We start from the raw sequence: 24,590 nt of genomic DNA on the forward strand, positions 1-24,590 counted from the left end.
AGTACAAACGTATAATATCTTGCTTTTTTACTGCCTTATCTTCTTATATTCGATATAGACAAAATTAAAAGACCTTTCTAAACGGAACATTTGAAACGTACCAGTTTGAAAGGTCTATGGTTTTATGAGTATATGCTTTTCCATCTATTCTCTTATTCTCTCTCGGTTAGTATTCTCATATTTTAAATATTATGCAGCAACGAGTTGTGCATAATCGTAAAGGCGTTCAGCGTCACGTAAACTAATATCATCTAATGTACGATAGCCAGAGCGGATGTCTGAAATAATACCTTGGCTTACACCAGTATGAATGTAAATTTCGTAACAACTTTGGTTAGAACGAATTAGTTCTAAAATTGCTTTTCTCATTTTTAACACATCCTTTAATTATTGCTTTCCTTTCCCTATTTGTATTATACACCTACTTCAACTTAATTTCATTGTTTTGTGATTGTATTCACATAATTATCATAATTAATCACTCACTACTTATTGCAGTATTTTGATTCAAATTGAGTAATTTTATACGTTTGAAAGTTAATAATATTTAAACTTTTATTAATTCACAAATATGTCATATTAAATCAATTTGATTTATCGCATTAAAACTTTAATGTGAAATACTTAGATAAATTTTAGTATTATGAACAATTAAACACTACATTCATTTTCACAATCTATATAAATATATAATTAATTATGTTAACAACATGAAATATTGCATTTTTAGTATAATGTAAGGGCTTGCACAGCATCTGAAATGCCTTTATGATGAGGGTGTTTTGATAGCTATCCAAAACTTAAAAAGCAAATTAAGAGAGAAGGAAAAGTTATGGATTTTATTTTAGGAATTGGAACACTATTAGTCGTCTTATTGGCGATGACATTATTCTTAAAATTTGCACCAAACGGTAAAGTCAGCTTACAAGCCTTATCGGGTGCAGCATGTGCATCTTTTTTACCTGAGGCGTTTTTGAAATATGCCATTGGTGGCGTATTGCACTCGGAATACTTTATCAAATTAGGGGAAATTGCGGGTAGCTTAAGCGGGGTTGCAGTAGGTATTCTGACTTGCTTAAAGTTTGGTATCAACCCAGTTTTTGCCGTATTAACCGGATTGGTGTTATTTGATTTTAAACTTTTACCTGCATTTATCGCAGCTTATATTGTCGGTTTTGGAATTAAAGTTATAGAAAAATATGTTCCTGAAGGTTTAGATTTGATTGTCGTTATTTTAGTCTCCCCTGCTTTAGCCTATGGGGTTGCATCTCTTGTTTCACCAAGTGTGATTGCTGTTCTTAAACAAATTGGTTCTGCGGTAACTGCTGTTGGTGATAATAACCCTTATGCGCTTGCACTTGTTATAGGTGCGATTGTACCTGTTGTAGGTATGACACCGCTCAGTTCGATGGTTTTCACAAGTTTACTTGGTTTAACAGGTATTCCAATGGCAATCGGTGCCCTAGGATGTATGGGTAGCTCGTTTGCAAACTTTGTACTATTTAAAAAATTAAAAATTGGTAACTCCGGTAAAGCTTTTGCAGTAGCCATTGAACCGCTCACACAAATTGATATCATTGCAAAATATCCCATTCAGCTATATGGTACGAACGCAATCGTAGGCATGGTCAACGGCTTATTTATCACTTACATGGGTATCGTCGTTAACCAACCAGGTATGGCAACACCGATTGCAGGTCCGATTGTTGCTCTAGGCTTTAATGATGCATTGCGTACAGCCATTACGATCGTTGTTGTCGCAATCATTAGCATCCTTTTAAGTTATATTATCAGTACATTTATTAGCAAAAAACGACTTACATTCAATGTGCATACACCTCAATTAAAACAACAAACTAGTTAAGGAGTGGAACGCATTATGGCTCGTACAAAAGATTACCAAAGTGCATTCGATATTATTGGTCCAGTAATGATGGGCCCTTCAAGTTCACATACAGCAGGCGCCGTTAAAATCGGAAAAGCTGCACGCGCGATTCTAGGTGATACACCTGAAAAAATTAAAGTGCATTATTATGAATCTTTCGCAGAAACACACCGTGGGCATGGAACTGATTTAGCTATCATCGGAGGCTTACTTGATTTCAATACATCTGACCCACGTATTAAGTCCTCTACAAAAATCGCTAAAGAACAAGGCATCGATTTTGAATTTATTGAAGAACCTGGAACCAGTCTAGGCGAACATCCGAATTGCGCATTGATTCAATTAGATCATGGCTCGCGTCACGTCGAATTAAATGGAATTTCTATTGGTGGTGGCGCATTTAAAGTGAAAAGTATCCACGTCAATCAAATGTGTATTCTCATGTCACACACACCGAATATTCTCGTTATTGATGGCGAATGTACGATTTCTGAAGTGAATCATTTAATTAATCAACTTGTTGAAAAAGAAGTAGATATTAATGAAGAGATTAAAACGATGAACGAAGGTCGTTGTCTTCTAGCACTACATTTAAATAAGCCCATTGATGAAGCATTGTTAACTTCATTAAAAACGGCTTATCCTTGCTTAAACTTCTCATATATACAATAAAATGGAGGGATTTCTATGTTTGATACTATGGAAGAATTAATCACGTATGCTGAGCAACACGACACAACTTTTGCAGAAATTATGATTGCGCAGGAGATGTCTACACGCGGCATGTCTAGAGAAGAAGTCCTTGATATGATGCAACAAAACTTAGATACAATGCGGGACGCTGTTGAAAAAGGAACAACAGGTAAAGGCGTTAAAAGTGTTACAGGCTATACTGGACAAGATGCCATTAAAGTTCATGAATATAATCAAAATCATCAAGCATTATCAGGTTACGATATGATGACAGCTGTTAAAGGTGCGATTGCTACAAATGAAGTCAATGCAGCAATGGGTATTATTTGTGCGACCCCTACAGCAGGTTCTTCAGGAACAATACCGGGTGTGCTCTTCAAATTAGAAGCTTCTCATGAGTTAAGCAATGAACAAATGCTCCAATTTCTATTTGCTGCCTCGATGTGCGGTATGATTATTGCAAACAATGCCTCGGTAGCTGGGGCTACAGGGGGATGCCAAGCTGAAGTTGGTACAGCTTCAGCCATTGCTGCAGCTGCTGCAGTCGAAACGTTTAGGGGCACACCTCAACAAGCAGGTCATGCAATTGCTATCAGCCTAAGTAACTTATTAGGTCTCGTTTGTGATCCGGTTGCTGGCTTAGTTGAAATCCCTTGTGTTATGCGTAATGCGATTGGTTCGGGCAACGGACTTATTTCTGCAGATTTAGCATTAGCGGGCGTTGAAAGCCGTATCCCTGTTGATGAAGTTATAATGGCAATGGATAAAGTAGGACGAAATTTACCTGCTTCATTGCGTGAAACTGGTATCGGTGGTCTTGCTGGAACTCCGACTGGGCAAGCAATCAAAGAAAAAATCTTTGGACATGCACAGAAAAAAGAAATATTCTCGTAAATTATTGACGTGTTGCGCTATCATTCAAAAATGAATCGCAATTCAGACTTAAAATTAAAAAAAGAGCTCTAAGGTGCTTTTTAATAAAAAACGTCTTAGAGCTTTTTTCATATCCTCTTCTTCGGAGGCAATGGTCTTTCATTTCTCGCTGTTTTTAAGGATACTATCTGTTATCGATTATAAATTTCAATAAATCATCTTTAAATAAAAATCCACCACTGACTTTTGGATCGTCTCCGTAAGTACTACTATTAATTCCTATTACCTGTTGGTGATTGTTGAATAAAGGGGAACCAGAACCACCAGGAGATGTTAATATATTCGCTTTATAAATGTGATTACTACCAAAAGCAAAGTCCAAAATCTTTCCGTCTGAACCCCACATAATATTACGATCTCCTAAACTTGGATAACCTGCAATATGTAAATTATTTTCGGATGTTTCAAGCCACTTTTTATCTATAAAACCGGCATCTATAATAGCAGCCTGTTGGACAACTTCTCCAACATTTTTAGCCCCATTTTTAGGTACAACTGTTAAAATGGCAACATCATCGTCTTTATGAGGTGCAAATTTAACATCCGTCACACTATATTCTCCAAGGATTTTTGGGCCTTTGTTGTATTTATTATAAGCTAACTTAAAGACACCACTATCTTTACCTTTAAAGTTAATACCAACATGGCTGTTCGTAGCTACTGTGTTATTACCAATTACAAATCCTGTACCAGAACGTCCATTATTAAAATCAATTCTACCCACAATATGATATGGGGCATTTTGTGAATCTTTAATAGGATAGATTTCACTATTTACTACTGCTGTAAAACCACTATGCGAGAAAATAACGGGAACCATGGCTAAAAGAAGGGCGACAAGCATACAAACTTTTCCATTCGAGCACTTCCTTTTGTATTTTTTAGTATAGTATAATATTTTTTATAATTATTAATAAACAACTTTTAAGTAATTTATTAATTATGTGAGCGCTTTGGGTTTGTATGTAATATCAAATAAAAGAAAGCAACTATCACTAACCAAGTCAGATAGCTCAAACTGCGCGATAAGAAAAAGGCAGGACCGCGAAATCAATAAGATTTCGTCGTCTTGCCTAAGTATAGAAATAATAATTAAAGCAATGGGACTTCATCCCCTACTAAGTCTTCACTTACTTACGTATCGCACGATGAGTCACTTGTTCTCGTTCTTCACACTCTTGCGCCGCGTTACGTCGCTCATGATGTGCGGTATCACGTTTCGACCTCAATTGAAATGCAATGAAGTGATAAATAAAGAATAGAATTAAACTTAATGAAAGTGATTGTAATAATAAATACTGCCAAGTTCCTGCCACAAAATATGTTTCTTTAATTGTTGTCGTAATAACCATCGCGAAAAATAGAATGACTAGCTTTTTAAGCACTTTCATCACTCCCTTTGTTTATACATTAAATCCTAATAAAACAAGCCATAGTTATATGCATAGAAGTATTGATTAAAATGACTTGCTCAGTCTATAAACTGAAAACTATTTTTAAATCATTTTCTTTATTGTATCGTGTTTTAATCCATATGTGAAATGACTTTAAGAAAAGTTTTGTATGTGTTTAATCGTTAACTACTTGATTGATTTAAACAATATTCGATATTTCCATTGCATTCTATTAGCGATTAGATTTTGGATTCAGTGCATCTTTGAGCCCTTCACCGATAAAGTTGATACATAAAATGGTTGTTGTAATGATAATTGCGGGTGGCATCCATATCCATGGTTTGCTCCTTAAAATATCTCCTTCTTGTGCATCTGTCAACATATTCCCCCATGTTGGGACACTTTTACTAATACCGAATCCAAGGAAACTCAGTCCCGCTTCAGCTACAATTTGTACCGCAAATACGAGTGTCGCTTGAACTATAATCACACTTAGAATATTCGGTAGTAGATGTTTAAGCAATATTTTATAAACCGGAGTCCCGATGGATTTAGCCGCTAAAAAGTATTCATTTTCTTTTTCTTGTAGTACTTTACCACGAACGATTCGGGCAACCCCTACCCACGACAAAGCGATTAATACGGCACCTAAAACAATAGCAGAGCCATATTGATTTTCGATTTTTCCGCTAAATGTCGCATTTAACACAACAGCGAATGGAATAAATGGGAAAAGCATCACAAATTCTGTAAAACGCATTAATAATGTATCTACCCATCCACCATAGTAACCTGATATCATCCCTATAATGATCCCTAAAGTCATTAAACCAATGGACGTCAGCAATCCAAACATCAATGAAACACGTCCAGAATAGAGCAAGCGACTTAAGATATCTCTTCCCCCTGAATCTGTGCCTAACCAATGTTCTGGTGACATATCACCTTTGATTAAAACTAAATTTTGCTCGTTAGGATCATAAGGTGCAAGTAATGGCGCTAAAAATGAAATCACAACAATAAGACCTAATATAATAGATGCAATGATTGCAGGTTTATTTTTTAGAAATTTTTTACGCGCGATGGCTAATGGTGATTTACTTTTTGCTTTTTGTTTCTTATCCATACTTTCTCCCCCTAATTACTCTTAATTCTCGGATCTACAATGCTATATGTGATATCCGATATTAAATTTGCAAGCAATCCTAAAAACGAAAAGAATAATAGTAGCGCCATCATTAACGGATAATCTTTACCACTGATTGCATCAATGAGTAGCTTACCAATACCAGGATAAGAGAAAATGGTTTCTGTAATGACAGCACCGCCGAAGACAGATAAAACATCTGCACCAAAAAACGTTACGATGGGTATAATAGAATTTCTCAAAATATGCTTATTATATATTTTAGATTCTGATAAACCTTTCGCACGTGCTGTTCGAATATAATCTTTACGGGAATTTTCGATAATATCGTTTCTTAAAAATTGTACATAGCTAGCTGTAGATAGCAATCCTAAAACGGTACCCGGTAGAATAGCGTGATAAATTTTACTGATATAATAAGGCATCGTCCCTGGTTCTAGACCAATCTCTACCGAACCAGAAAATGGAAAAAGGCCTAATTGAAAGGCAAAAATGTAAATAGCAAATACACCTGCAACAAATGAAGGGATAGCCAGCATTAAATAATTTAAAAATTGAATACTATAATCATATAAACTATAGGGTTTGCGTCCTGACAAAATCCCTAAAGGAAAAGCAATCAAATATGTAATCACGAGACTGATTACGCCAAGTAAAATCGTATTCGGCATTCTTTCTTTAACTAAGTCGATTACTGGACGTTTGTAGCGAATGGAATCTCCTAAATCTCCGTGTAATACACGTTCTCCCCACTTGAGATATTGAACCGGAATCGGTTCATTTAAACCTAGCTTTTCACGTTCCTCTTCATAATATTTTGCACCCGCTTTTGGATCTATGTTACCTGAAAACGCATCCCCGGGCTGTAACTTAGCAATTGTAAAAATGACAATGGACATAAGCAGTAGCATCGGTATCATAAGTAAAATTCTTCTTATAATTAAAGTTGTCATTTTGTCATCCCTCCATCATTTAATAAGATACATGCCGCATAATGATCTTTACTCACTTCTACAGACGGTGGCTTTATCTCAGCACATCTCGGTTCTGCAACCGGGCATCTAGTATGGAATGGGCACCCTTTTGGTGGATGACTGGGTGAAGGTAAATCTCCTTCTAATATGATACGTTTCTTACGTGCTTTTGGATTAATTTCTGGAATCGCTGAGATGAGAGACTGTGTATAAGGATGTGACGGATTTTGATATATTTGTTCAGCCGGACCTTGCTCTAAAATATGACCTAAATACATCACACAAATATAATCACTGACATGTTTTACGACACTTAAATCATGGGCAATAAAAAGATAACTGAGACCAAATTCTTCTTGTAATTCGTCCATGATGTTCAATACTTGTGATTGGACTGACACATCCAAGGCACTGACCGGTTCATCTGCAATAATCAGATTAGGTTTGAGCGCAAGTGCACGTGCAATGCCTACACGCTGACGTTGTCCTCCTGAAAACTCATGCGCATATTTATAATAATCAGCTTCATTCAAGCCCACACGTCTAAGAAGGCTTTTCACTTCACCCTCTATATCCTTTTGCTTTTTCTTATAGTAATTCCTGATTGGTTCTCCAACAATATCGCCTACCATTTGCATTGGGTTTAGCGAGGCATATGGATCTTGAAACACCATTTGAAAACCTTTGCGCGCTTCTCTTAGCGCTTTCCCCTTAAGCTTTGTTAAATCTTGACCACAAAATAGAATCTCACCAGCATCCGCCTTTTGTAAACATAAAATCGTTCGACCTGCAGATGATTTACCGCAACCTGATTCTCCAACCAAGCCTACCGTCTGTCCTTTTTTTATAGAAAATGAAATGTCATCGACAGCTTTCACTTCCCCCACTTTTCGTTGAAACACACCCCCCTTAATTGGATAATACTGTTTGAGATTTTTTACTTCTAAAATATTTTCATTCACCATGATCATTCCCCCTCTTGAATTGCGCCTCATCTTCATATAAGTGACAAAAAACTTGATGTTCTTCTGCAATCGAAATGGCTTTGACATTTTTTTCTAAGCAAATAGGCATCGCATTCGGACACCTATTCGCAAAACGGCAACCCACTTGAGGGAGTTCTGTTAAACTCGGTACACTACCTTGAATCGTTTCTAATTTATCTTGTTGGACATCCAATCGAGGTATGGCTTTTAAAAGTAACTTGGTATAAGGATGTTTCGGATGGGTAAATATTTCTTCAACAGTTGCCGTCTCAACAATTTTACCTGCATACATTACAGCAACACGGTCGCAAATTTCTGATATCACTCCTAAATCATGTGAAATAAAAATGATCCCCATTTGTGTATCTTGCTGAATGCGTTTAAGAAGTTCTAATATTTGCGCTTGAACCGTCACATCTAGCGCTGTTGTAGGCTCGTCAGCAATTAATAATTGAGGCGCGCATGAAACGGCCATTGCAATCATGATCCGTTGTCGCATCCCCCCCTGATAATTGATGTGGATACTCGTCGACGACCTTGTCTGGACGCGGAATCCCTACATCTTTCAATAATTGAATGGCTTTTGACTTCGCTTCTTTTTTTGAAAGTTTTAAATGTAGCATCAGCATTTCCATAAGTTGGCTTCCAATGGTAAAAACTGGATTTAAAGACGTCATCGGCTCTTGGAAAATCATCGCAACTTCTTTACCCCGAACACGATTGAATTGTTCGGCTTGAAGATTATCGATACGTTGGTCTTTGTACATCACTTCTCCAGATGCAATCGTTGCGATTTTTTCAGGCAACAATTTTAAAATGGATAAACTTAATACCGATTTTCCAGAACCGGATTCTCCTACAATGCCTAATATTTCACCTTTTTTTACTTCCAAATCGATATTTGATATTGCGTTATGTCGTTGCCCTTCTATGTAAAATGCTGTTGATAAACCTTTAACTTCTAACAAATTGCCATTATTCATTTTTCCACCCCTCTATGCGCGTATAAAACGTCTTAAAATTAAAAATAATATATGCCCAATTTTTTGATGATAACAATCGTATTTTTATATTAAGAAAAGGACAGGGTTGTTATACATCAACCCCATCCCTTTTAAATCATCATCTTAACAGTTGACTCTTATTTTTTATCTTCAACTGCCCATTGGTAAATAGGGTTCGATCCCTTCAATGATACTTCAAAGTTTTTCACTCTGTTATTCACAACTGTCACATCTTTTAATTCAACGATTGGAATAACAGGTACATCTTCAGCCATAATTTTTTGCCATTCTAGATATTTTTCTTTACGCTTTTTATTACTATCTCCAACGACTTTTGAATCTACCGCTTCACTTAACAGCTTATCCGCTTTTGGATTGTTATAGCGTGATTCATTCCATAACGCTGTTGATTTATATAAGTCTGATGGATCTGGATCCGCACCTTGTTGCCATGTTCGGAAGTAAACTTCCATATCTTTTGAAGTATTTTCTAAATCTGTTGCATACTTACCAAACTCTTCCATTTCAACTTTCGTTTTAAGTCCTACCTTTTCCCAATAACCTTTAATCGCTGCTGAACGCGGTTCAAATGTAGGGTTAGAGCCGGCATAATGTTTTAAGTTAACTACAAATGGCTTGCCATCTGGATCTTCACGCCAGCCGTCACCATCTTTATCCTTATAACCTGCGTCATCTAATAATTTTTTCGCTTTCTTAACGTTGTGATCGTATTCGTGTACATCACCTTTTTTAGCACCACTCCAATGTGCTGATGGAATGAGACCATTTAATGGTTTACCATATCCATAATAAAATGCGTCAATCCATTCTTTACGATTAATCGCGTACGCCATCGCTTGACGCAATTGTTTATTTTGATATTTCGATCTTTCTTTTCCAATTTTCCGACTTTTCTTGTCATAATCATTTAAAACAAAACCAATAATTGCATATGATGTTGACGGTGCTTCTAACAACTTCAAGTTATCTGAACCACTGTCTTTAATTTCTTTGGCAATAGGAGGCGTAATTGAAGCCATATCAATATCCCCTTTTTCAAGTGCTTGTGTCATAGATGTCTGTTCTACAACACGTAAATTGATCTTGTCGATTTTCGGTTCACCTTGCCAGTAATCTTTATTTTTAACTAACTCTACTGACTCCCCATCAACAATATTTTTAACTTTAAATGGTCCAATACCAATTGGATGTTTACGCACAGCATCAGATTTCGCCATATCCTTCACTGGAATATCTTTAAAGATTTTTTCACTGATTGGTGCAGATGTCCATAACTCTAACAAGTTGTTCGCTTTATGTGCTTTGAACGTAACTTCTGCAGTATAATCGTCAATCCTTTTAATACCACTGATGTTTTGCGCTTGGCCTTTATGCTTTTCCTCTGCCCCTTTAATAACGTCTACACCGCTATATCTTGGTCCATCATAATCAGGATCTGCAATCGTTTCTAAAGTGAAAATCCAGTCATTAATTGTGAGCGGATTACCGTCTTGCCACTTAATCCCTTTTTTCAATTTGAATGTATACGTTAGATCATCATCTTTATGCTTTTCCCATGACAAAATTTTAGGTTTAATTTGTAAATTGTCATCCAATTCAATCAATGAATCATTAAAATAGTCAATAACACCTGAATCACCTGTAGAACTTGAAAAAATAGATTGGAAGTTTCCTTCTGGCGGTTCAGCAATCCCCACATTCAAAGTTCCTCCCTTAGCATCACTTTTTTCAGTTTTGCTACTATCATTTTTAGCAGTATCTCCACTTTTTCCACAAGCTGACAAAACTAAAACTACACTCAATGCTAAAAACAATACATAACGATAAGCCTTTTTCATTGGCGTTCCCCCTTAAATATAATCATTGAATTATCTTTTCTTTACTATTATTGTATTTTTCTGAATTTTTTGTCAATATGTATTTTTATAATTTGTATTCTTTTATTATTTATAATAATGTACACAAATTTTAACATTTGAAACAAATATAAATTTATAAAGAGTAGATCATTTATATAAAAATAGAATAATAACATCTCAACATCAAAAGACATTACTGTTCTAAAAGCTGAATGCTTTGTATATTTATAAAGTAGACGGGTAATGCTATTTTAACTGTAAAATAGTCATTTATATTGTAGATAACGCATCAACAATTGGCACATCCCCTGTTAAAATTTGAAATTCTTTACCGTGATATTTGGTTTGAGCAGCCACTTCATATAAAACCGCAGCAACATCCTCTCGTGGAATTTTTCGATCATTCGGTTGATCAAAATATTGCGCAGCACGGATTTCCCCTGTACCCGAATCATTTGTTAACGCACCTGGATATAGTCGCTGTTAGTGCACTTCGTCTTAAATAGTCATCGTCATAATGTTTTGCGATAGTATAAGGTTTTAAATCTCCACTCGCATCAAACGCTTCACGTCGAGAGTCGTAGGTTGAAACCATTATAAAGTTTTCCACTTTCGCCGCTTCGCTTGTTTTAATCGCTTTGACAGCACCATCTAAATCAACAATGATTGTTTTTCTGCCCCTGTACGCCCTCCAGAACCGACTGAAAAAATGACTTGACTATAATCTTGAAACAACTATGTTAACGATTCGATAGATTCTTTTTCAATATTAATATAAACGGTGGCAATACCTTTTGTTTCTAACGCTTATTTTTGTGCATGGTCACGTACACTCGTTGTAAAACCCGTGTCGTTGGATTGGAATATTCTCACTAAATGTTGACCTACACCGCCATTGGCACCTAAAAGTAACGTCTTTATCATAAAGTTTCCTCCTCTATCTAATCATCTCACGTTTCATGATAGTACAATTCATACACACGCCTTTGATTCTGCTCATTAAATAGTGCTTACAATCTATCACATCTTCTCTCAAACAATTAAGTTAGCATGTGCAACATGAAAGCAAATAATAAAATCAAAGCTAGTGGAAAAACAATAAAATAGCATCCACTTGTTTTTATTCCTAATATCATGCGCCCTATTTAAAAAGTATTCCATAATCAATGTAAAAAAGATAACTACAATATACATAAGAAAGAATAATTTAATATTTAGAGAAAATAGTTAAAAAAGAAAAAGAGGCTAAAGTAAAATAATATTGGTTTACAAAACGTGTCAATTAAATTCCTTCCTTCATCTCACTGAAACGAATAGGAGCTTTTATACATCCTATCGTTAATGCCCTTCCCTTTTTAATCATTAAAAAAAACCGCACACGTGAGGGGCGTGTACGGTTCGAAACATTATTTAAGGGTTATTATGATTCTAAAAGAGTGAATAGATCCATGTCTTATTGTTTTACCTAGCCGATAGGTGTTAAGGGGGTTACACCTTTAAAGTCAACGTATTGGTATGCTTTTTCAACTTCTTCATCTGTCGGGGGCTCGACATCATTAAGTTCATAAGGAACACCAAGTGCTTCCCATTTATGCACACCAAGCTGATGATAAGGTAAAATCTCAAACTTCTCGACGTTACCAAGTTTATTTATAAATGCGCCGAGTGCTACAAGGTCTTCGGGGGTATCAGTAAGACCTGGCACAAGCACATGTCTAATCCATATCGGTTGACCTTTATCAGCTAAATATTGAATATAATTTAATATATGAGTATTGGGTTTTCCAGTTAATCTTTTGTGCGTTTCATTGTTAATATGTTTTATGTCAACCATCAACAAGTCTGTATACTCGAGTAGTTGATCAAAATGTTTTTTAAACGCTTCAGTATCGTTTGCACAGCCTAAAGATGTGTCAATACAAGTGTGAATGCCGTGCGCATGAAGCTTTTTAAAGAGCTCCGTTATAAATGGCATCTGTAGAAGCGGTTCTCCACCACTAACTGTAACGCCGCCTCCAGATGCTTCAAAATATGGGAGGTACGGTGTGATTTCAGCCACAAGTTCATCTGGTGATGCTGATCGCGACGGCTCATTAATCTTCCATGTGTCTGGATTATGGCAGTATAAGCATCTCAATAAGCAACCTTGTGTAAAGATGATATAGCGTAGACCTGGTCCATCTACTGTTCCTAAACTTTCAATTGAATGAATGTGTCCTCTAATCATTGTACTCCCCCATTTTACCTTCTCTTAAAATCTGTCACTCCGACTGTGACACCTATTGCTTTGCCGTTACATTGTTTCGTGGAATGTACGAGATATAACGTCTAATTGTTGTTCGCGTGTTAATTTAATAAAGTTTACAGCATATCCAGATACACGAACCGTTAATTGTGGATATTCTTCTGGGTGTTCCATCGCATCAATCAATGTTTCACGGTTAAATACGTTGATGTTTAAGTGGTGACCATGTTGTAAAGCATAACCATCAAGGATACTTACAAGGTTTTGTTCTTGTGTGTATTCTTCTTTACCTAATGATTTTGGAACGATACTAAATGTATTAGAAATACCGTCTTTACAGCAGTCATAAGGTAATTTAGCTACTGATGATAATGATGCTAATGCACCGTTTGAATCACGGCCGTGCATTGGGTTTGCACCTGGTGCGAATGGTTCGCCAGCTTTACGTCCATCTGGTGTATTACCTGTTTTCTTACCATAAACAACGTTTGAAGTAATTGTTAATACACTCATTGTATGTTCTGAATCACGGTAAGTGTGATGTTTGCGTAATTTTCTCATAAAGCTTTCTACAAGTTGTACCGCAATATCATCTACACGTGGATCGTTGTTACCGTATTTAGGGAATTCGCCTTTAGTTTCAAAGTCAACTACTAAGCCATTTTCATCGCGTACTGGGCGAACTTCTGCATATTTAATTGCTGATAATGAGTCAGCTGCAACTGATAAACCTGCAATACCTGTTGCCATTGTACGGTGTACATCTGTATCGTGAAGTGCCATTTCAATACGTTCATAACTATATTTATCATGCATGTAGTGGATGACATTCAATGAGTTAATGTACACGCCTGCAAGCCATTCCATCATTTCATCAAATTGACGATAAACTTCATCATAGTCTAAAACTTCTGTTTCGATTGGCGCAAAGTTTGGTGCAACTTGAGCACCTGATTTTTCATCTTTACCACCATTAATCGCATATAATAATGTTTTAGCTAAGTTTGCACGTGCACCGAAGAATTGCATTTGTTTACCAATACGCATTGCAGATACACAACATGCAATACCATAGTCATCGCCGTAACTTTCACGCATCAAGTCATCATTTTCATATTGAATTGAACTTGTTTTGATACTCATTTTTGTACAGTAACGTTTGAAGTTTTCAGGTAAACGAGTTGACCAAAGTACAGTTAAGTTTGGTTCTGGTGCTGGTCCTAAGTTATCTAATGAATGTAAGAAACGGAATGAGTTTTTAGTTACCATATGGCGACCATCAATGCCAACACCACCAATAGATTCTGTTACCCAAGTTGGGTCACCAGAGAATAATGCGTTGTAATCAGGTGTACGCGCAAATTTTACAAGACGTAATTTCATGATAAAGTGGTCGATAATTTCTTGTACTTCTTTTTCAGTAATTGTACCTGCTTCTAAGTCACGTTCAGCATAAATATCAAGGAAAGTTGAAGTACGACCTAAACTCATTGCTGCACCGTTTTGTTCTTTAATTGCTGCAAGATAAGCCATGTATAACCATTGAACAGCTTCTTTAAAGTTTTCAGCTGGACGACTTAAGTCGAAACCGTAACGTTCACCGAGTTGTTTTAATTCTTGTAAAGAACGATATTGTTCTGATACTTCTTCTCTTAAACGGATGACATCTTCAGTCATTGTTGATGATAATTCATTGAAGTCTCTTTGTTTTTCTTCCATTAAGAAATCAATACCATATAATGCGACACGACGATAGTCACCAATAATACGACCGCGTCCATATGCATCTGGTAAACCTGTGATAATACCTGCTTTACGACACGCTAACATTTCTTTTGAGTAAGCATCGAATACACCTTGGTTATGTGTTTTACGATATTCTGTGAAAATATGTTCTGTTTCTTTATCTAATTCATAACCATAAGCTTCACAAGCAGCTTTTGCCATTCTGATACCACCAAATGGTTGCATTGAACGTTTGAATGGCTTGTCAGTTTGAACACCAACAATTTGTTCTAACGATTTGTCTAAATAACCTGCATCGTGCGATAAAATTGTTGATGGTAATTTTGTATCCATATCCCAAATGCCGCCACGGTCACGTTCTTCTTTAGATAAAGCCATCACTTGATCCCATAATTTTTCAGTTGCTTCAGTAGGTCCTTCTAAGAAACTATCGTCACCTTGATAACCTGTGAAGTTCAATTGGATAAATTCACGCACATCTACATTGCGAGTCCAACGTCCAGTTTTAAATCCTTCCCAAGCATTGCTTCGAGTATTCGTATCTTTAATCATGGTTACATACCTCCAATTAGGTTTTGTTCATCATTTCACAATCAGTATAACAGGACTTGTGGATGAAATCACTTTAAATTGTAAGCGTTTTAAAATATGTCATATTTTGGATTTATTTTGTATAAATTTTCGTCACAATTCTAGTCTTATATTTTTAATTTTTTAAGCATACAACTATGCTGTGAAAAACATGCTTATGGGCCTCAAGTCTCAACTCAATTTGCCTTCATTGAAGCAGAAGCGAAGTCACACAATACGAAGTTTTATCATAAAAAAGAGAGCACTCAGACGATTTTCTATTTAAAATCATCTGAGTGCTATTTATTTTGGGATTGATGTCCCTCTTTTATATTTACAGATCATGCGTAAGACATGTCACCTTATATGATTGTAAATTCAATTTTTAAAAGTGTATGTACAAACACGTGTGGACAAAGTCATGCTGCTTATAAAGTATTTTAATTTTAAAGCTCGACTTGTTATTTTTCAGTCGCTGTAAATTTGTATATCTCAGAAGTGTAGAGTTTAAACACTTTAGAAAGCAATAAATTGACTATAAAGCCTACAACAAGTGGGATAATAAAAAATACAAAAATCACAATCATCAGCGATGTTATATGATTACCTTCCATTAATTCTAATGCTTTAATCGGGCCCACAAGTCCAACAATTCCAAACCCAGCCGTTTCTTTTGTTCCAGTTATACCGAGCAGTGCGCCTACAGCTCCTGTAATCGCAGCAGTAATACCCACTGGTAAAAAGATGATAGGGTAGCGAATCGTATTAGGAATCATCATCTTCATGCCCCCTAATAAGATCGCAATGGGCACACCAATTTTATTGACACGTAAAGTACCAATAAACAGCACGATTGCTGTTGTGGCTACCCCAATAGCAGCTGAACCCGCAGCTAATCCAGAAATTCCTATCGCTAGACCGACTGCAATCGTAGAAATCGGTGAAATGATAATAAATGAAAATAAAACCGCAATCAATACGCCCATTAAAACTGGCTGTAAAGTCGTAAAAGTATTCACCAAACTTCCGATTGCTAATGTAATTTTACTGACATAAGGTAAGGTTAAAACGCCGATAAGACCCGGTACACCTCCGACTAAAATAGGCAATAAAATTACATTTAGGCTTCCTAAGCGATCACCAATCCATAATACAAGTAGAACCGCAATTGAAGCGGTAATCATCGTATTAATTAAATCTCCAATTCCTACGATTTGCCACCCGGCTTCAGTCACTTTAGCTGCACCAGAACCTACAAAAGATGCCGCTCCTACTAAAGCTGTACTCATAGGGTCAAGTTTGAATTGTAATGCAATAAGTACACCGACCATAACAGGTAAAGCAAACTGTATGCCTAGTACGACAAATTGTAATGTGCTAAATATATCTGCATATTGGCTTAAATACTTAAATAATCCACCTAATACAGCATTAGGAATCAGTCCTGCAATTATTGAAATCGCTAAACCATTCAACACCTTATACATAAATTGTTTAAAGTTCATTCTTTTCTCTGTTGCTTCCATTTTATCTACCACCTGAAATGAGTTAATGAGATGTATTACATGGCTAAGTTGTGAAATGGACAGTAATATTAAGGATTATGCCATCTGATTGGAGACATAAGTGTACGTCATCATGTACTATATGATACACCACTGGTTTCAGACACATTTCCTTTTTTTAACATTCACCTTTTTTTAGCTGCATTTGAATACTCTTGTAGCGTACCGTAACCTTTTTTATTTTTCAATATAATTTTTAGAATTTTCTTATTATTAAAGCACTAAACACGGTTAATATGCTTTTGAACAAAAAATATTAAAACGCCTTTCGAAGTCTTCATTATACAATGTCCACTTTGAAAGGCGCCTATTATGCTGTTATATATTTAAAACTGTATGAACTTAGCTAGATAAGCATCAAATTTTCGATTTCTACACACATCTTAAACATCTCGTCGACTGTGGTTATTATCCCTCAATCAGCTCAAAGGTTAGGGTGTGCGACCAAAAATTAATGTTTCAGGCTGTTTAAACATTTCAATGGGTACGTGTATCACGCAATTGATTGTTAGGCTTGGATGAGTATTTACTGTGCACACGCATCATTGTATTGATTCTTGATTCAGCTAAATGCTCCGCCGCTTGTAATGGTAAAACATGCGTTTCTTTCGCAATTGTAAATATTTTATCCATTTGATCATAGACAGCTTTCACTTTTTTCTCAGCCCGCTCACGATGATAGCCATTCAGTTCATCAGCCACATTAATGACGCCGCCACTATTCACAACAAAATCCGGTGCATAAATAATGCCGCGTTTTTCTAACATTTGACCATGACGATTTTCTTCTAAGAGCTGATTATTGGCGCTACCACAAACCATTTTAGCTTTTAATGAAGGAATCGTTTCATCGTTCAACACGCCACCTAAGGCACATGGTGCAAAAATATCTGCATCGACACTATAAATTTCATCAATGCCGACTGCTTGCGCATCAAATGCTTCAACTGCATTCTGAACCGCTTCTTCGTTAATATCAGTGACGATCAAATGTGCTCCTTCATCATGCAAATATTGGCACATATGAAAAGCAACATTGCCCACACCTTGGACGGCAACTGTTTTTCCTTTTAATGAGTCTGACCCGAAGGCTTCTTTCGCAGTTCGCTTCATTGCGTAATAAACCCCCAATGCGGTCATCGGGCTTGGATTGCCGCCTGAACCATAAGATTCACTAATTCCACAGACATGTGGTGTTTCTAGGTGAATCATATCCATATCTTCAACCGTTGTACCTACATCTTCGGCAGTGATATAACGTCCATCTAAGCTATGAATATAGCGACCTAACGCACGAAAGAACGCTTCGGACTTATCTTTTTTAGGGTCACCAATGACAACTGTTTTTGCGCCACCTAGATTTAAACCAGCTGCTGCATTTTTGTAGGTCATCCCTTTTGCAAGTCTCATCACATCAATGATTGCTTCTTCTTCCGTTTCATAGTTCCAAAAACGACATCCCCCTAACGCAGGACCTAAAGTCGTATCATGAATACAAATAATCGCCTTCAATCCTGTCGTTTCATCATGACAAAAAACTAATTGCTCGTAATCAGCTTGTGCCATTTTTTCAAAAATCATTGCCATTCCTCCTCTGTTATTTCATTTCCCGTGGATGAAAACGTGAGTCATGGACACAGTCGAAATGTGTCTTCCCCTTTTAGAATGCAATATCACTCGCACTTTCTAACCCGTTCTTTCACTCAAACAACAGACTTCAATTGAAGACATATAAGTTGTCGAATGTAAGCGTTTCCAACCTTTGAATATCATAACATAAGTCGGTCGTTTTTTCATAGCTGACTACTTATTTAACTAGGAAAATAATTTTAAATTTAAGCATGCTTTGCAGAATCTAACCTTTTTTCTACAAGACGTAAAAGCACATCAATACCTACAGCGATTAAAGCAATAGGAATTGCGCCTGCTAAAATAAAAGTTGTACCATCTGTCGCGTTTGTCCCTCTGATAACGACATCTCCTAATGTCGGTGCACCGATAAATGAACCCACAGCGACCACACCTACTGCGACAACCAGCGCAATTCGTACCCCACCAATGATGACTGATAATGCCAGTGGGAGTTCGATCATTCTGAGCACTTGATTTTGTGTCATGCCCATACCTTTCCCTGCATCTTTAATATTGCTATCGACACCCGTAATGCCTGTGTACGTATTTTTAATAATCGGTAACAGTGCATAGAGAAATACAGCGACAACAACGGTCGTTGTTCCGAGTCCCATTTGTAACATCAAAATAGCGAGCATCGCAATAACTGGAACTGTCTGTATGACATTCGCTACCGTAATAACAAACCAAGCCATTTTGTTGTAACGTGATAATAAAATACCTAAAGGAATACCGATAAGAGAAGCGAATAATACGCCATACACAGACATTAATAAATGATTCAAAAATAATGCCCATAAGTAGCCAATATTATTTTGATAGTATTGGAATAACTGTTCGATTAAGTTTCCTGACATTGTTTGACCTCCTATTTATTCATTATCTTCCGCTTATTTCTCAACTTTTAACCCTTTAGGTATCGTCCATCTTTCAACTAACGCTAACAACATATCAGCAATCAAAGCGAGCGCTGTTACTAAAATTGCCGCTACAATAATCATATTGGCATTATATAAATTCAATCCATTAAAAATAAAATCACCCAAACCGCCAGCGCCTACGTAACTAGCTAGCGTCGCCCAACTAATGACATAAACGCTTGATAAACGAATACCCCCCATAATCAATGGGAGCGCTAGAGGAAGTTCAACACTCTTCATGAGTTGAAAACGTGTCATCCCCATACTTAAACCGGCTTGCTTAATATTCTCGTCAATATTTTGAACACCTAACACGGTATTACTTAAAATAGGTAAAAGAACATATAAAAATAATGCAATAATTGCTGGTGTTTTCCCTACACCAAAAATAGGAATCATCAATGCTAAAATTGCTAATGTCGGGATAGTTTGTAAAACACCGGCTACTGTAAGGACTACATTGGCAACTTTCCGTGTTTTCGCCAATACAATACCAAGAGGTACTGCAATAATAATGGCGATAAATAACGCCATTAACGATATATAAAAATGCTCAATGGTTTTATTAAGGAGTTCACCGCTATATTCATGTAAGAATTGAATCATTAGATCCCATCTCCTATATTGTTTTCAATATTGACTTGCTCCGCTTCAGCATCTTCACCCCATATAGAGTCATAAACAATATCGACTAAATTGGCACGTGTAATCAAACCGACGAGTCGGCCATCATCATCAACGACCGGAATGTTACGCACGTTTCGTTTTAAAATCGTTCGCACAGAATCTTGTAGCTTACTGTCTACATGTACATGGTAGACGTCACGTTGCATCACATCAATTAACTCTGCATGCTTCCGTAATCCTTCGTTTATATCCTCTATGTCTAAATAACCTAATAATTTATTTTGCTTGTTCACAATGAATATCGTATCAATTCGTTTTTCTCTCATAAGGGAGACCGTATGATTGAGCGAATCATCTGCATTAACGGTAATAGGTTTAATCATCGCATCTTGTACTGTACGTATATTCGGTCTTTCTTGTATCAAACGGTGATCACCAATAAACGTTTTTACAAAATCATTTGCTGGATGACGTAAAATATTATCTGGCGTATCATACTGTACGACTTCCCCTTCCGACATAATACAAATGCGATCTGCCAATTTTATCGCTTCGTCCATATCGTGTGTTACAAAAATAAAAGTTTTGCCAAGCTTTTTCTGTAATGATTTGACCAAATCTTGCAGTGTATCTCGTGTGATAGGATCAAGCGCACCAAAAGGCTCATCCATTAAAATAATGTCTTGTTCCGCTGCTAAAGCCCTAATAACGCCAATACGTTGCTGTTGTCCTCCAGATAATTGTGCAGGATACTGATCTAAATAAGACTCAGGTAAATCCACTAATTTGATGAGCTCTTTAGCTTTTTGCGTTTTCTTTTCTTCTGACCATTTTAATAACTTGGGTACTAAAACAATATTCTCTTTGATTGTCATATGTGGCATAAGTCCAATTTGTTGTATAACATAGCCAATACTTCGGCGTAATTCTACCGGGTTCATCTTACGGACATCTTGATCCCCAATTAAAATTTTGCCACTTGTGGCCTCAATCATACGATTAATCATTCGCAATGCTGTCGTTTTTCCGCTTCCACTTGTCCCTATAAACGCTACAAATGAGCCTTCTTCAATATCAAGACTTAAATTATCCACGGCTTTCTTTCCACCTGGATAGATTTTAGTTAAATTCTGAATACGCAACATATACTTCTCTCCTCTAGATTCGATGCTTCGATGGCATACTGTAATAGGTGTCTCATTAACAGCCACATGCTGAATGATAACGATATTCCCTGTTTAACTGTTTTTACGATTTTTTCAAATTCAACTCTATTACTATTTTAACATAATTAATGAACTATTAATTGAAAAAGCATGAATAATTACACTTAGTCAATTTACGATATAAACTTATCCACTTTCTGAACTAAATAAAGTAAAATCCCTAATGTTCATTTTTTCACAAAGACTTTAAACTAGACTTATAAGATTTAAACAGAAAGGATGAATGATGATGATACAAACACAAGAAAAGGTCGCAGATATTGTAACGCAATACCCTAAAACAGCAGATGTTTTCCGTAAATATGGCATCGATTTTTGCTGTGGTGGACAAGTTTCTATCTTGGAAGCAGTTGAACAACATCCACGTATCGATGTAAACGTATTACTCAGTGAGTTAGAGCAAGCAAGTCAAATTCAAGGTGAAGGTATAGATACACGTTATTTAGATGTGCCCTCGTTGATTCAGTACATCCAATCACGTTATCACGACACTTTAAGAGCAGAATTCAAACAACTCTCTCCTTATGTAACAAAGCTGGCAAAGGTACATGGTCCTCAAAACCCTCATTTAATTCAATTAAAGTCGGTCTATGATACTTTTAAAGGCGAGATGTTAGCGCATATTGAGGAAGAAGAACAAATTGCTTTTCCAAAATTAGTTGCCGCGTATCAAGGAGAACAAATTGAAGACCTCGAGGCAACAATAGATTCGCTGACAAGTGAACATCTGAATGCAGGACAATTATTACAAGAGATGCGTCAACTAACAGATGACTTTGAAATTCCAAGTTCAGCCTGTGGGACTTGGCGCTTAGTTTATCAACGTATTGAAGACTTAGAAAAAGAAACACATGCACATGTCCACTTAGAAAATCATGTGCTATTTCCTAAAGTAGAACAATTACTTTAATTTTAGGTCACCACTTCTATTTAACAATAAGATAATGAGAGGGCAGTTTGCATCAATTGATTGTCAACTGCCCTCTCATTGGTTTAATTCCATTTTATAATTGAGATATTTACACAGACCTATCCGTTTGATGCCAATCTGTTCAATCCAATGAAATATCATCTAATCATAGAGATTATTGACGATGGATCATAGAGAACTTAGCCATATTGCGGGCCCATTCGGTCAAATCATCAGGCCCTCTTTTTAAAGCAGATTCTACTGACCTCGGACCTGTAGACAAACTAAATACAGCATCGATACCATGCATTTCAACCGCTTCATATCCTTCCCCTAATACACCGGCTACCGCAATAACAGGTTTATGATATTTTTTCGCAGCTTTTGCGACACCAATCGGTGTTTTACCATATATCGTTTGCCCATCAATAGCACCTTCTCCAGTAATGACTAAATCAGTATTTAAAGCATAATGATAAAAATGTGTCGCATCTAAAACGATATCAATCCCTCGGCGTAATTCCACATTTAAGAAAGCACATAACCCAGCACCTAAACCACCGGCTGCCCCGGCACCAGGTATGTTTTTGACCCTTTTATTGAGCATCTTTTCAATGACAGTGTTCCATTGTGTCAAAGCAGATTCTAGAATAACCTGATCTTCTGCGGTTGCCCCTTTTTGTTGGCTATATATCGCCGTTGCACCACGATAACCTAATAGTGGATTATCTACGTCACATGCCACTTCAAAAAGAATATTATCAAAACGTGGATCTTGTCCTTCTCTGTCAATACGAGCAAGATGTTGCAACGCTTCACCACCAAACGGCAAATCGTTTCCTTGTGCATCATATAAACGAACACCTAGTGCTTGTAGCAAACCCGCACCGCCATCGTTTGTTGCACTTCCACCTATACCTAATATAATATGAGAGACACCTTGATCTAATGCATGACGTAAAAGCTCACCTGTCCCATAGGTTGTCGAGATTAAAGGATTACGCTGTGCTTTTGGAACCAGATCTAAACCAGACGCAGCTGCCATTTCTATCACTGCAGTTCGTCCTTCATCGGCAATACTATAAGTCGCTTCCACTGGACTGCCTAATGGCCCAGTGACTGTAGTTGTCACAAACTTTCCACCTAACGCATCGTGTAAGGATTGTGTTGTACCCTCGCCACCATCTGCCATTGGAATTTTTTTAAACGTGTCATGTTCTCCAGTCACTGACCGCCACCCTTTTTCTATGGCATGCGCTGCTTCCATTGCAGTCATGCTTTCTTTAAATGAATCCGGTGCAATTAAAATACGCATTTTTATCCTCTCCCGTTCACCCTCATTTGTTAGATTCATTTTACACCGTCCAAGCTTTAAAACAAAATGATGTATAACTAAAAAAGTGACCTAAATCTCTGAACATCTCTGTTAGAAATCTAAGCCACTTTTTCATCTCGTACATTTATTCATTTAAAACAGATTGCGATGATTAAGCTACTTGTTCTGCAACATATATTTTACGCGTTAACCATTGACCTGTATTTTCATCATAATCATCACAAGTAATTAACGTCAATTGATCTTTTTTCTTTTTCATTTCGTCTAAAACTTCGACTTGCTCTGGTTTGACATCTTTAATTGAAGTGATTTTATAGCGACGCGTTTCATCTCCAATCTTAAAAGTCACTTTTGCGCCTTTTTTAGCCTTATGCAAGTTTGTGAATTGATAATTCAACGTATAATCCGTATGACCTGCAATGGAAATATTTTGCTGATCTAATGACTCATCGCCTTCTGCAAAACTTACACCTCGGTTGAGTTGCTCAGGTGTTGCTGGTCCCGGGTAAACAGGTTCTTTAATGTCTACTGATGGAATTTCAAGAACGCCAACAATTTTTGATGGGTCTTTCGGAACTTGAGGTGTTTTCTTCTTTTCAGAAGCTGGTGCTTTTTTTTGCTCTGCCTGATACTGCTCAATCTTCTTTTCATTATCTTGCTTCGTAAAATAGGCATCGATTTTCGGCTTAAATACAAGATAAATACCACCGATAATCAGCGCAATACCTATCAGCGGAAATAACCATCGTGTCAATTTTTGCATCATTTAACCTCTTTTACAAATAATTTATGTCATTTTATTATATACTTTTACGCTCAAATTGAAAACAAAACAGAACAGATAAAAGAAGCGCCATAATGCTGAACATACCCTGTCACACCTATTCTTATTTAGGTTTGAGTCCATTGAATCTTAA

At 36.7% G+C, this 24,590-nt stretch carries 20 protein-coding genes and 2 pseudogenes; 4 read left to right on the forward strand and 18 right to left on the reverse strand.

All coding sequences use genetic code 11. The features are described 5' to 3' along the window. Window positions 1-189: 189 nt before the first annotated feature. A complete protein-coding gene (locus C1H58_RS02625) occupies window positions 190-369 on the reverse strand; it encodes a hypothetical protein (RefSeq protein WP_016426178.1) in 180 nt (59 codons plus the stop codon). A 463-nt stretch (window positions 370-832) separates the two neighbouring features. On the opposite strand from C1H58_RS02625, the gene C1H58_RS02630 reads away from it, so the two are divergent. From C1H58_RS02630 to sdaAA, 3 genes are read left to right on the forward strand one after another with little or no spacing between them, the layout of a single operon-like run. Then, a complete protein-coding gene (locus tag C1H58_RS02630) occupies window positions 833-1,864 on the forward strand; it encodes a PTS sugar transporter subunit IIC (RefSeq protein ID WP_060829441.1) in 1,032 nt (343 codons plus the stop codon). Window positions 1,865-1,879: 15 nt separating this feature from the next. After that, window positions 1,880-2,557, forward strand: coding sequence for an L-serine ammonia-lyase, iron-sulfur-dependent subunit beta (gene sdaAB / locus C1H58_RS02635; RefSeq protein WP_050345220.1), 678 nt, complete (start codon window positions 1,880-1,882; stop codon window positions 2,555-2,557). 15 nt (window positions 2,558-2,572) lie between these two features. Next, window positions 2,573-3,472, forward strand: a complete 900-nt coding sequence (sdaAA, locus tag C1H58_RS02640) for an L-serine ammonia-lyase, iron-sulfur-dependent, subunit alpha (protein ID WP_165545235.1) — start codon at window positions 2,573-2,575, stop codon at window positions 3,470-3,472. Window positions 3,473-3,635: 163 nt separating this feature from the next. On the opposite strand, the gene C1H58_RS02645 is transcribed toward sdaAA, so the two are convergent. From C1H58_RS02645 to C1H58_RS02715, 15 genes and pseudogenes are all read right to left on the reverse strand, one after another. Continuing rightward, entirely contained in the window at window positions 3,636-4,355 is a 720-nt protein-coding gene (locus tag C1H58_RS02645; protein WP_165545236.1) for a trypsin-like serine peptidase, read from the reverse strand. Between the two features lie 286 nt (window positions 4,356-4,641). Continuing rightward, window positions 4,642-4,896 carry a hypothetical protein gene (locus tag C1H58_RS02650; RefSeq protein WP_060829438.1) on the reverse strand — a complete coding sequence of 85 codons (255 nt, stop codon included), beginning with the start codon at window positions 4,894-4,896 and terminating at the stop codon, window positions 4,642-4,644. A gap of 241 nt (window positions 4,897-5,137) precedes the next feature. Continuing rightward, window positions 5,138-6,031: an oligopeptide ABC transporter permease gene (opp4C, locus tag C1H58_RS02655; RefSeq protein WP_050345216.1), complete on the reverse strand. Its 894-nt coding sequence runs from the start codon at window positions 6,029-6,031 to the stop codon at window positions 5,138-5,140. 11 nt (window positions 6,032-6,042) lie between these two features. Continuing rightward, window positions 6,043-7,005: an oligopeptide ABC transporter permease gene (gene opp4B / locus C1H58_RS02660; RefSeq protein WP_165545237.1), complete on the reverse strand. Its 963-nt coding sequence runs from the start codon at window positions 7,003-7,005 to the stop codon at window positions 6,043-6,045. Then, the gene (locus tag C1H58_RS02665; RefSeq protein ID WP_050345214.1) at window positions 7,002-7,991 is read right to left on the reverse strand and encodes an ABC transporter ATP-binding protein; all 990 of its coding nucleotides are present in this window, start codon (window positions 7,989-7,991) and stop codon (window positions 7,002-7,004) included. Before C1H58_RS02665 ends, opp4B begins: the two co-directional genes overlap by 4 nt. Next, window positions 7,981-8,995: pseudogene (locus C1H58_RS12540) on the reverse strand (ABC transporter ATP-binding protein). Before C1H58_RS12540 ends, C1H58_RS02665 begins: the two are co-directional and overlap by 11 nt. Window positions 8,996-9,153: 158 nt before the next feature. Next, entirely contained in the window at window positions 9,154-10,875 is a 1,722-nt protein-coding gene (opp4A, locus tag C1H58_RS02675) for an oligopeptide ABC transporter substrate-binding protein (RefSeq protein ID WP_165545238.1), read from the reverse strand. A gap of 291 nt (window positions 10,876-11,166) precedes the next feature. Further along, window positions 11,167-11,817 (reverse strand): annotated as a pseudogene (locus C1H58_RS02680) (SDR family oxidoreductase). 544 nt (window positions 11,818-12,361) lie between these two features. Beyond that, window positions 12,362-13,123, reverse strand: a complete 762-nt coding sequence (pflA, locus tag C1H58_RS02685; protein WP_050345209.1) for a pyruvate formate-lyase-activating protein — start codon at window positions 13,121-13,123, stop codon at window positions 12,362-12,364. Window positions 13,124-13,189: 66 nt separating this feature from the next. Continuing rightward, window positions 13,190-15,439, reverse strand: coding sequence for a formate C-acetyltransferase (gene pflB / locus C1H58_RS02690; protein ID WP_165545239.1), 2,250 nt, complete (start codon window positions 15,437-15,439; stop codon window positions 13,190-13,192). Window positions 15,440-15,918: 479 nt separating this feature from the next. Next, window positions 15,919-16,983: a PTS sugar transporter subunit IIC gene (locus C1H58_RS02695; RefSeq protein ID WP_050345208.1), complete on the reverse strand. Its 1,065-nt coding sequence runs from the start codon at window positions 16,981-16,983 to the stop codon at window positions 15,919-15,921. 516 nt (window positions 16,984-17,499) lie between these two features. Continuing rightward, entirely contained in the window at window positions 17,500-18,603 is a 1,104-nt protein-coding gene (locus C1H58_RS02700) for a Leu/Phe/Val dehydrogenase (RefSeq protein ID WP_060829433.1), read from the reverse strand. A 254-nt stretch (window positions 18,604-18,857) separates the two neighbouring features. Next, entirely contained in the window at window positions 18,858-19,511 is a 654-nt protein-coding gene (locus C1H58_RS02705; RefSeq protein ID WP_016426162.1) for an ABC transporter permease, read from the reverse strand. Window positions 19,512-19,544: 33 nt separating this feature from the next. Continuing rightward, window positions 19,545-20,180 (reverse strand): ABC transporter permease, encoded by a 636-nt coding sequence (locus tag C1H58_RS02710; protein WP_050329999.1) that lies wholly within the window; start codon window positions 20,178-20,180, stop codon window positions 19,545-19,547. Next, window positions 20,180-21,346: a betaine/proline/choline family ABC transporter ATP-binding protein gene (locus C1H58_RS02715; RefSeq protein WP_165545240.1), complete on the reverse strand. Its 1,167-nt coding sequence runs from the start codon at window positions 21,344-21,346 to the stop codon at window positions 20,180-20,182. Before C1H58_RS02715 ends, C1H58_RS02710 begins: the two co-directional genes overlap by 1 nt. Before the next feature lie 310 nt (window positions 21,347-21,656). On the opposite strand from C1H58_RS02715, the gene scdA reads away from it, so the two are divergent. Next, complete coding sequence (scdA, locus tag C1H58_RS02720; protein WP_060829431.1) at window positions 21,657-22,337, forward strand: iron-sulfur cluster repair di-iron protein ScdA; 681 nt, start codon at window positions 21,657-21,659, stop codon at window positions 22,335-22,337. Window positions 22,338-22,512: 175 nt separating this feature from the next. On the opposite strand, the gene C1H58_RS02725 is transcribed toward scdA, so the two are convergent. Both C1H58_RS02725 and srtA read right to left on the reverse strand, forming a co-directional pair. Then, on the reverse strand, window positions 22,513-23,652 hold the full coding sequence (locus tag C1H58_RS02725) for a glycerate kinase family protein (RefSeq protein WP_165545241.1): 1,140 nt from the start codon (window positions 23,650-23,652) through the stop codon (window positions 22,513-22,515). 172 nt (window positions 23,653-23,824) lie between these two features. Next, the gene (gene srtA / locus C1H58_RS02730) at window positions 23,825-24,436 is read right to left on the reverse strand and encodes a class A sortase SrtA (protein WP_050345203.1); all 612 of its coding nucleotides are present in this window, start codon (window positions 24,434-24,436) and stop codon (window positions 23,825-23,827) included. Window positions 24,437-24,590 lie beyond the last annotated feature (154 nt).

Source organism: Staphylococcus sp. 191 (assembly GCF_011174885.1).
GTDB classification, from domain to species: Bacteria; Bacillota; Bacilli; order Staphylococcales; family Staphylococcaceae; genus Staphylococcus; species Staphylococcus coagulans.

Excerpts from the sequence above, each read along its gene's own strand:
- C1H58_RS02625 (WP_016426178.1), bottom strand. The coding sequence starts at position 369 with ATGAGAAAAGCAATTTTAGAACTAATTCGTTCTAACCAAAGTTGTTAC.
- C1H58_RS02630 (WP_060829441.1), top strand. The coding sequence starts at position 833 with ATGGATTTTATTTTAGGAATTGGAACACTATTAGTCGTCTTATTGGCG.
- sdaAB (WP_050345220.1), top strand. The coding sequence starts at position 1,880 with ATGGCTCGTACAAAAGATTACCAAAGTGCATTCGATATTATTGGTCCA.
- sdaAA (WP_165545235.1), top strand. The coding sequence starts at position 2,573 with ATGTTTGATACTATGGAAGAATTAATCACGTATGCTGAGCAACACGAC.
- C1H58_RS02645 (WP_165545236.1), bottom strand. The coding sequence starts at position 4,355 with ATGCTTGTCGCCCTTCTTTTAGCCATGGTTCCCGTTATTTTCTCGCAT.
- opp4C (WP_050345216.1), bottom strand. The coding sequence starts at position 6,031 with ATGGATAAGAAACAAAAAGCAAAAAGTAAATCACCATTAGCCATCGCG.
- opp4B (WP_165545237.1), bottom strand. The coding sequence starts at position 7,005 with ATGACAACTTTAATTATAAGAAGAATTTTACTTATGATACCGATGCTA.
- C1H58_RS02665 (WP_050345214.1), bottom strand. The coding sequence starts at position 7,991 with ATGGTGAATGAAAATATTTTAGAAGTAAAAAATCTCAAACAGTATTAT.
- opp4A (WP_165545238.1), bottom strand. The coding sequence starts at position 10,875 with ATGAAAAAGGCTTATCGTTATGTATTGTTTTTAGCATTGAGTGTAGTT.
- pflA (WP_050345209.1), bottom strand. The coding sequence starts at position 13,123 with ATGATTAGAGGACACATTCATTCAATTGAAAGTTTAGGAACAGTAGAT.
- pflB (WP_165545239.1), bottom strand. The coding sequence starts at position 15,439 with ATGATTAAAGATACGAATACTCGAAGCAATGCTTGGGAAGGATTTAAA.
- C1H58_RS02695 (WP_050345208.1), bottom strand. The coding sequence starts at position 16,983 with ATGGAAGCAACAGAGAAAAGAATGAACTTTAAACAATTTATGTATAAG.
- C1H58_RS02700 (WP_060829433.1), bottom strand. The coding sequence starts at position 18,603 with ATGATTTTTGAAAAAATGGCACAAGCTGATTACGAGCAATTAGTTTTT.
- C1H58_RS02705 (WP_016426162.1), bottom strand. The coding sequence starts at position 19,511 with ATGTCAGGAAACTTAATCGAACAGTTATTCCAATACTATCAAAATAAT.
- C1H58_RS02710 (WP_050329999.1), bottom strand. The coding sequence starts at position 20,180 with ATGATTCAATTCTTACATGAATATAGCGGTGAACTCCTTAATAAAACC.
- C1H58_RS02715 (WP_165545240.1), bottom strand. The coding sequence starts at position 21,346 with ATGTTGCGTATTCAGAATTTAACTAAAATCTATCCAGGTGGAAAGAAA.
- scdA (WP_060829431.1), top strand. The coding sequence starts at position 21,657 with ATGATACAAACACAAGAAAAGGTCGCAGATATTGTAACGCAATACCCT.
- C1H58_RS02725 (WP_165545241.1), bottom strand. The coding sequence starts at position 23,652 with ATGCGTATTTTAATTGCACCGGATTCATTTAAAGAAAGCATGACTGCA.
- srtA (WP_050345203.1), bottom strand. The coding sequence starts at position 24,436 with ATGCAAAAATTGACACGATGGTTATTTCCGCTGATAGGTATTGCGCTG.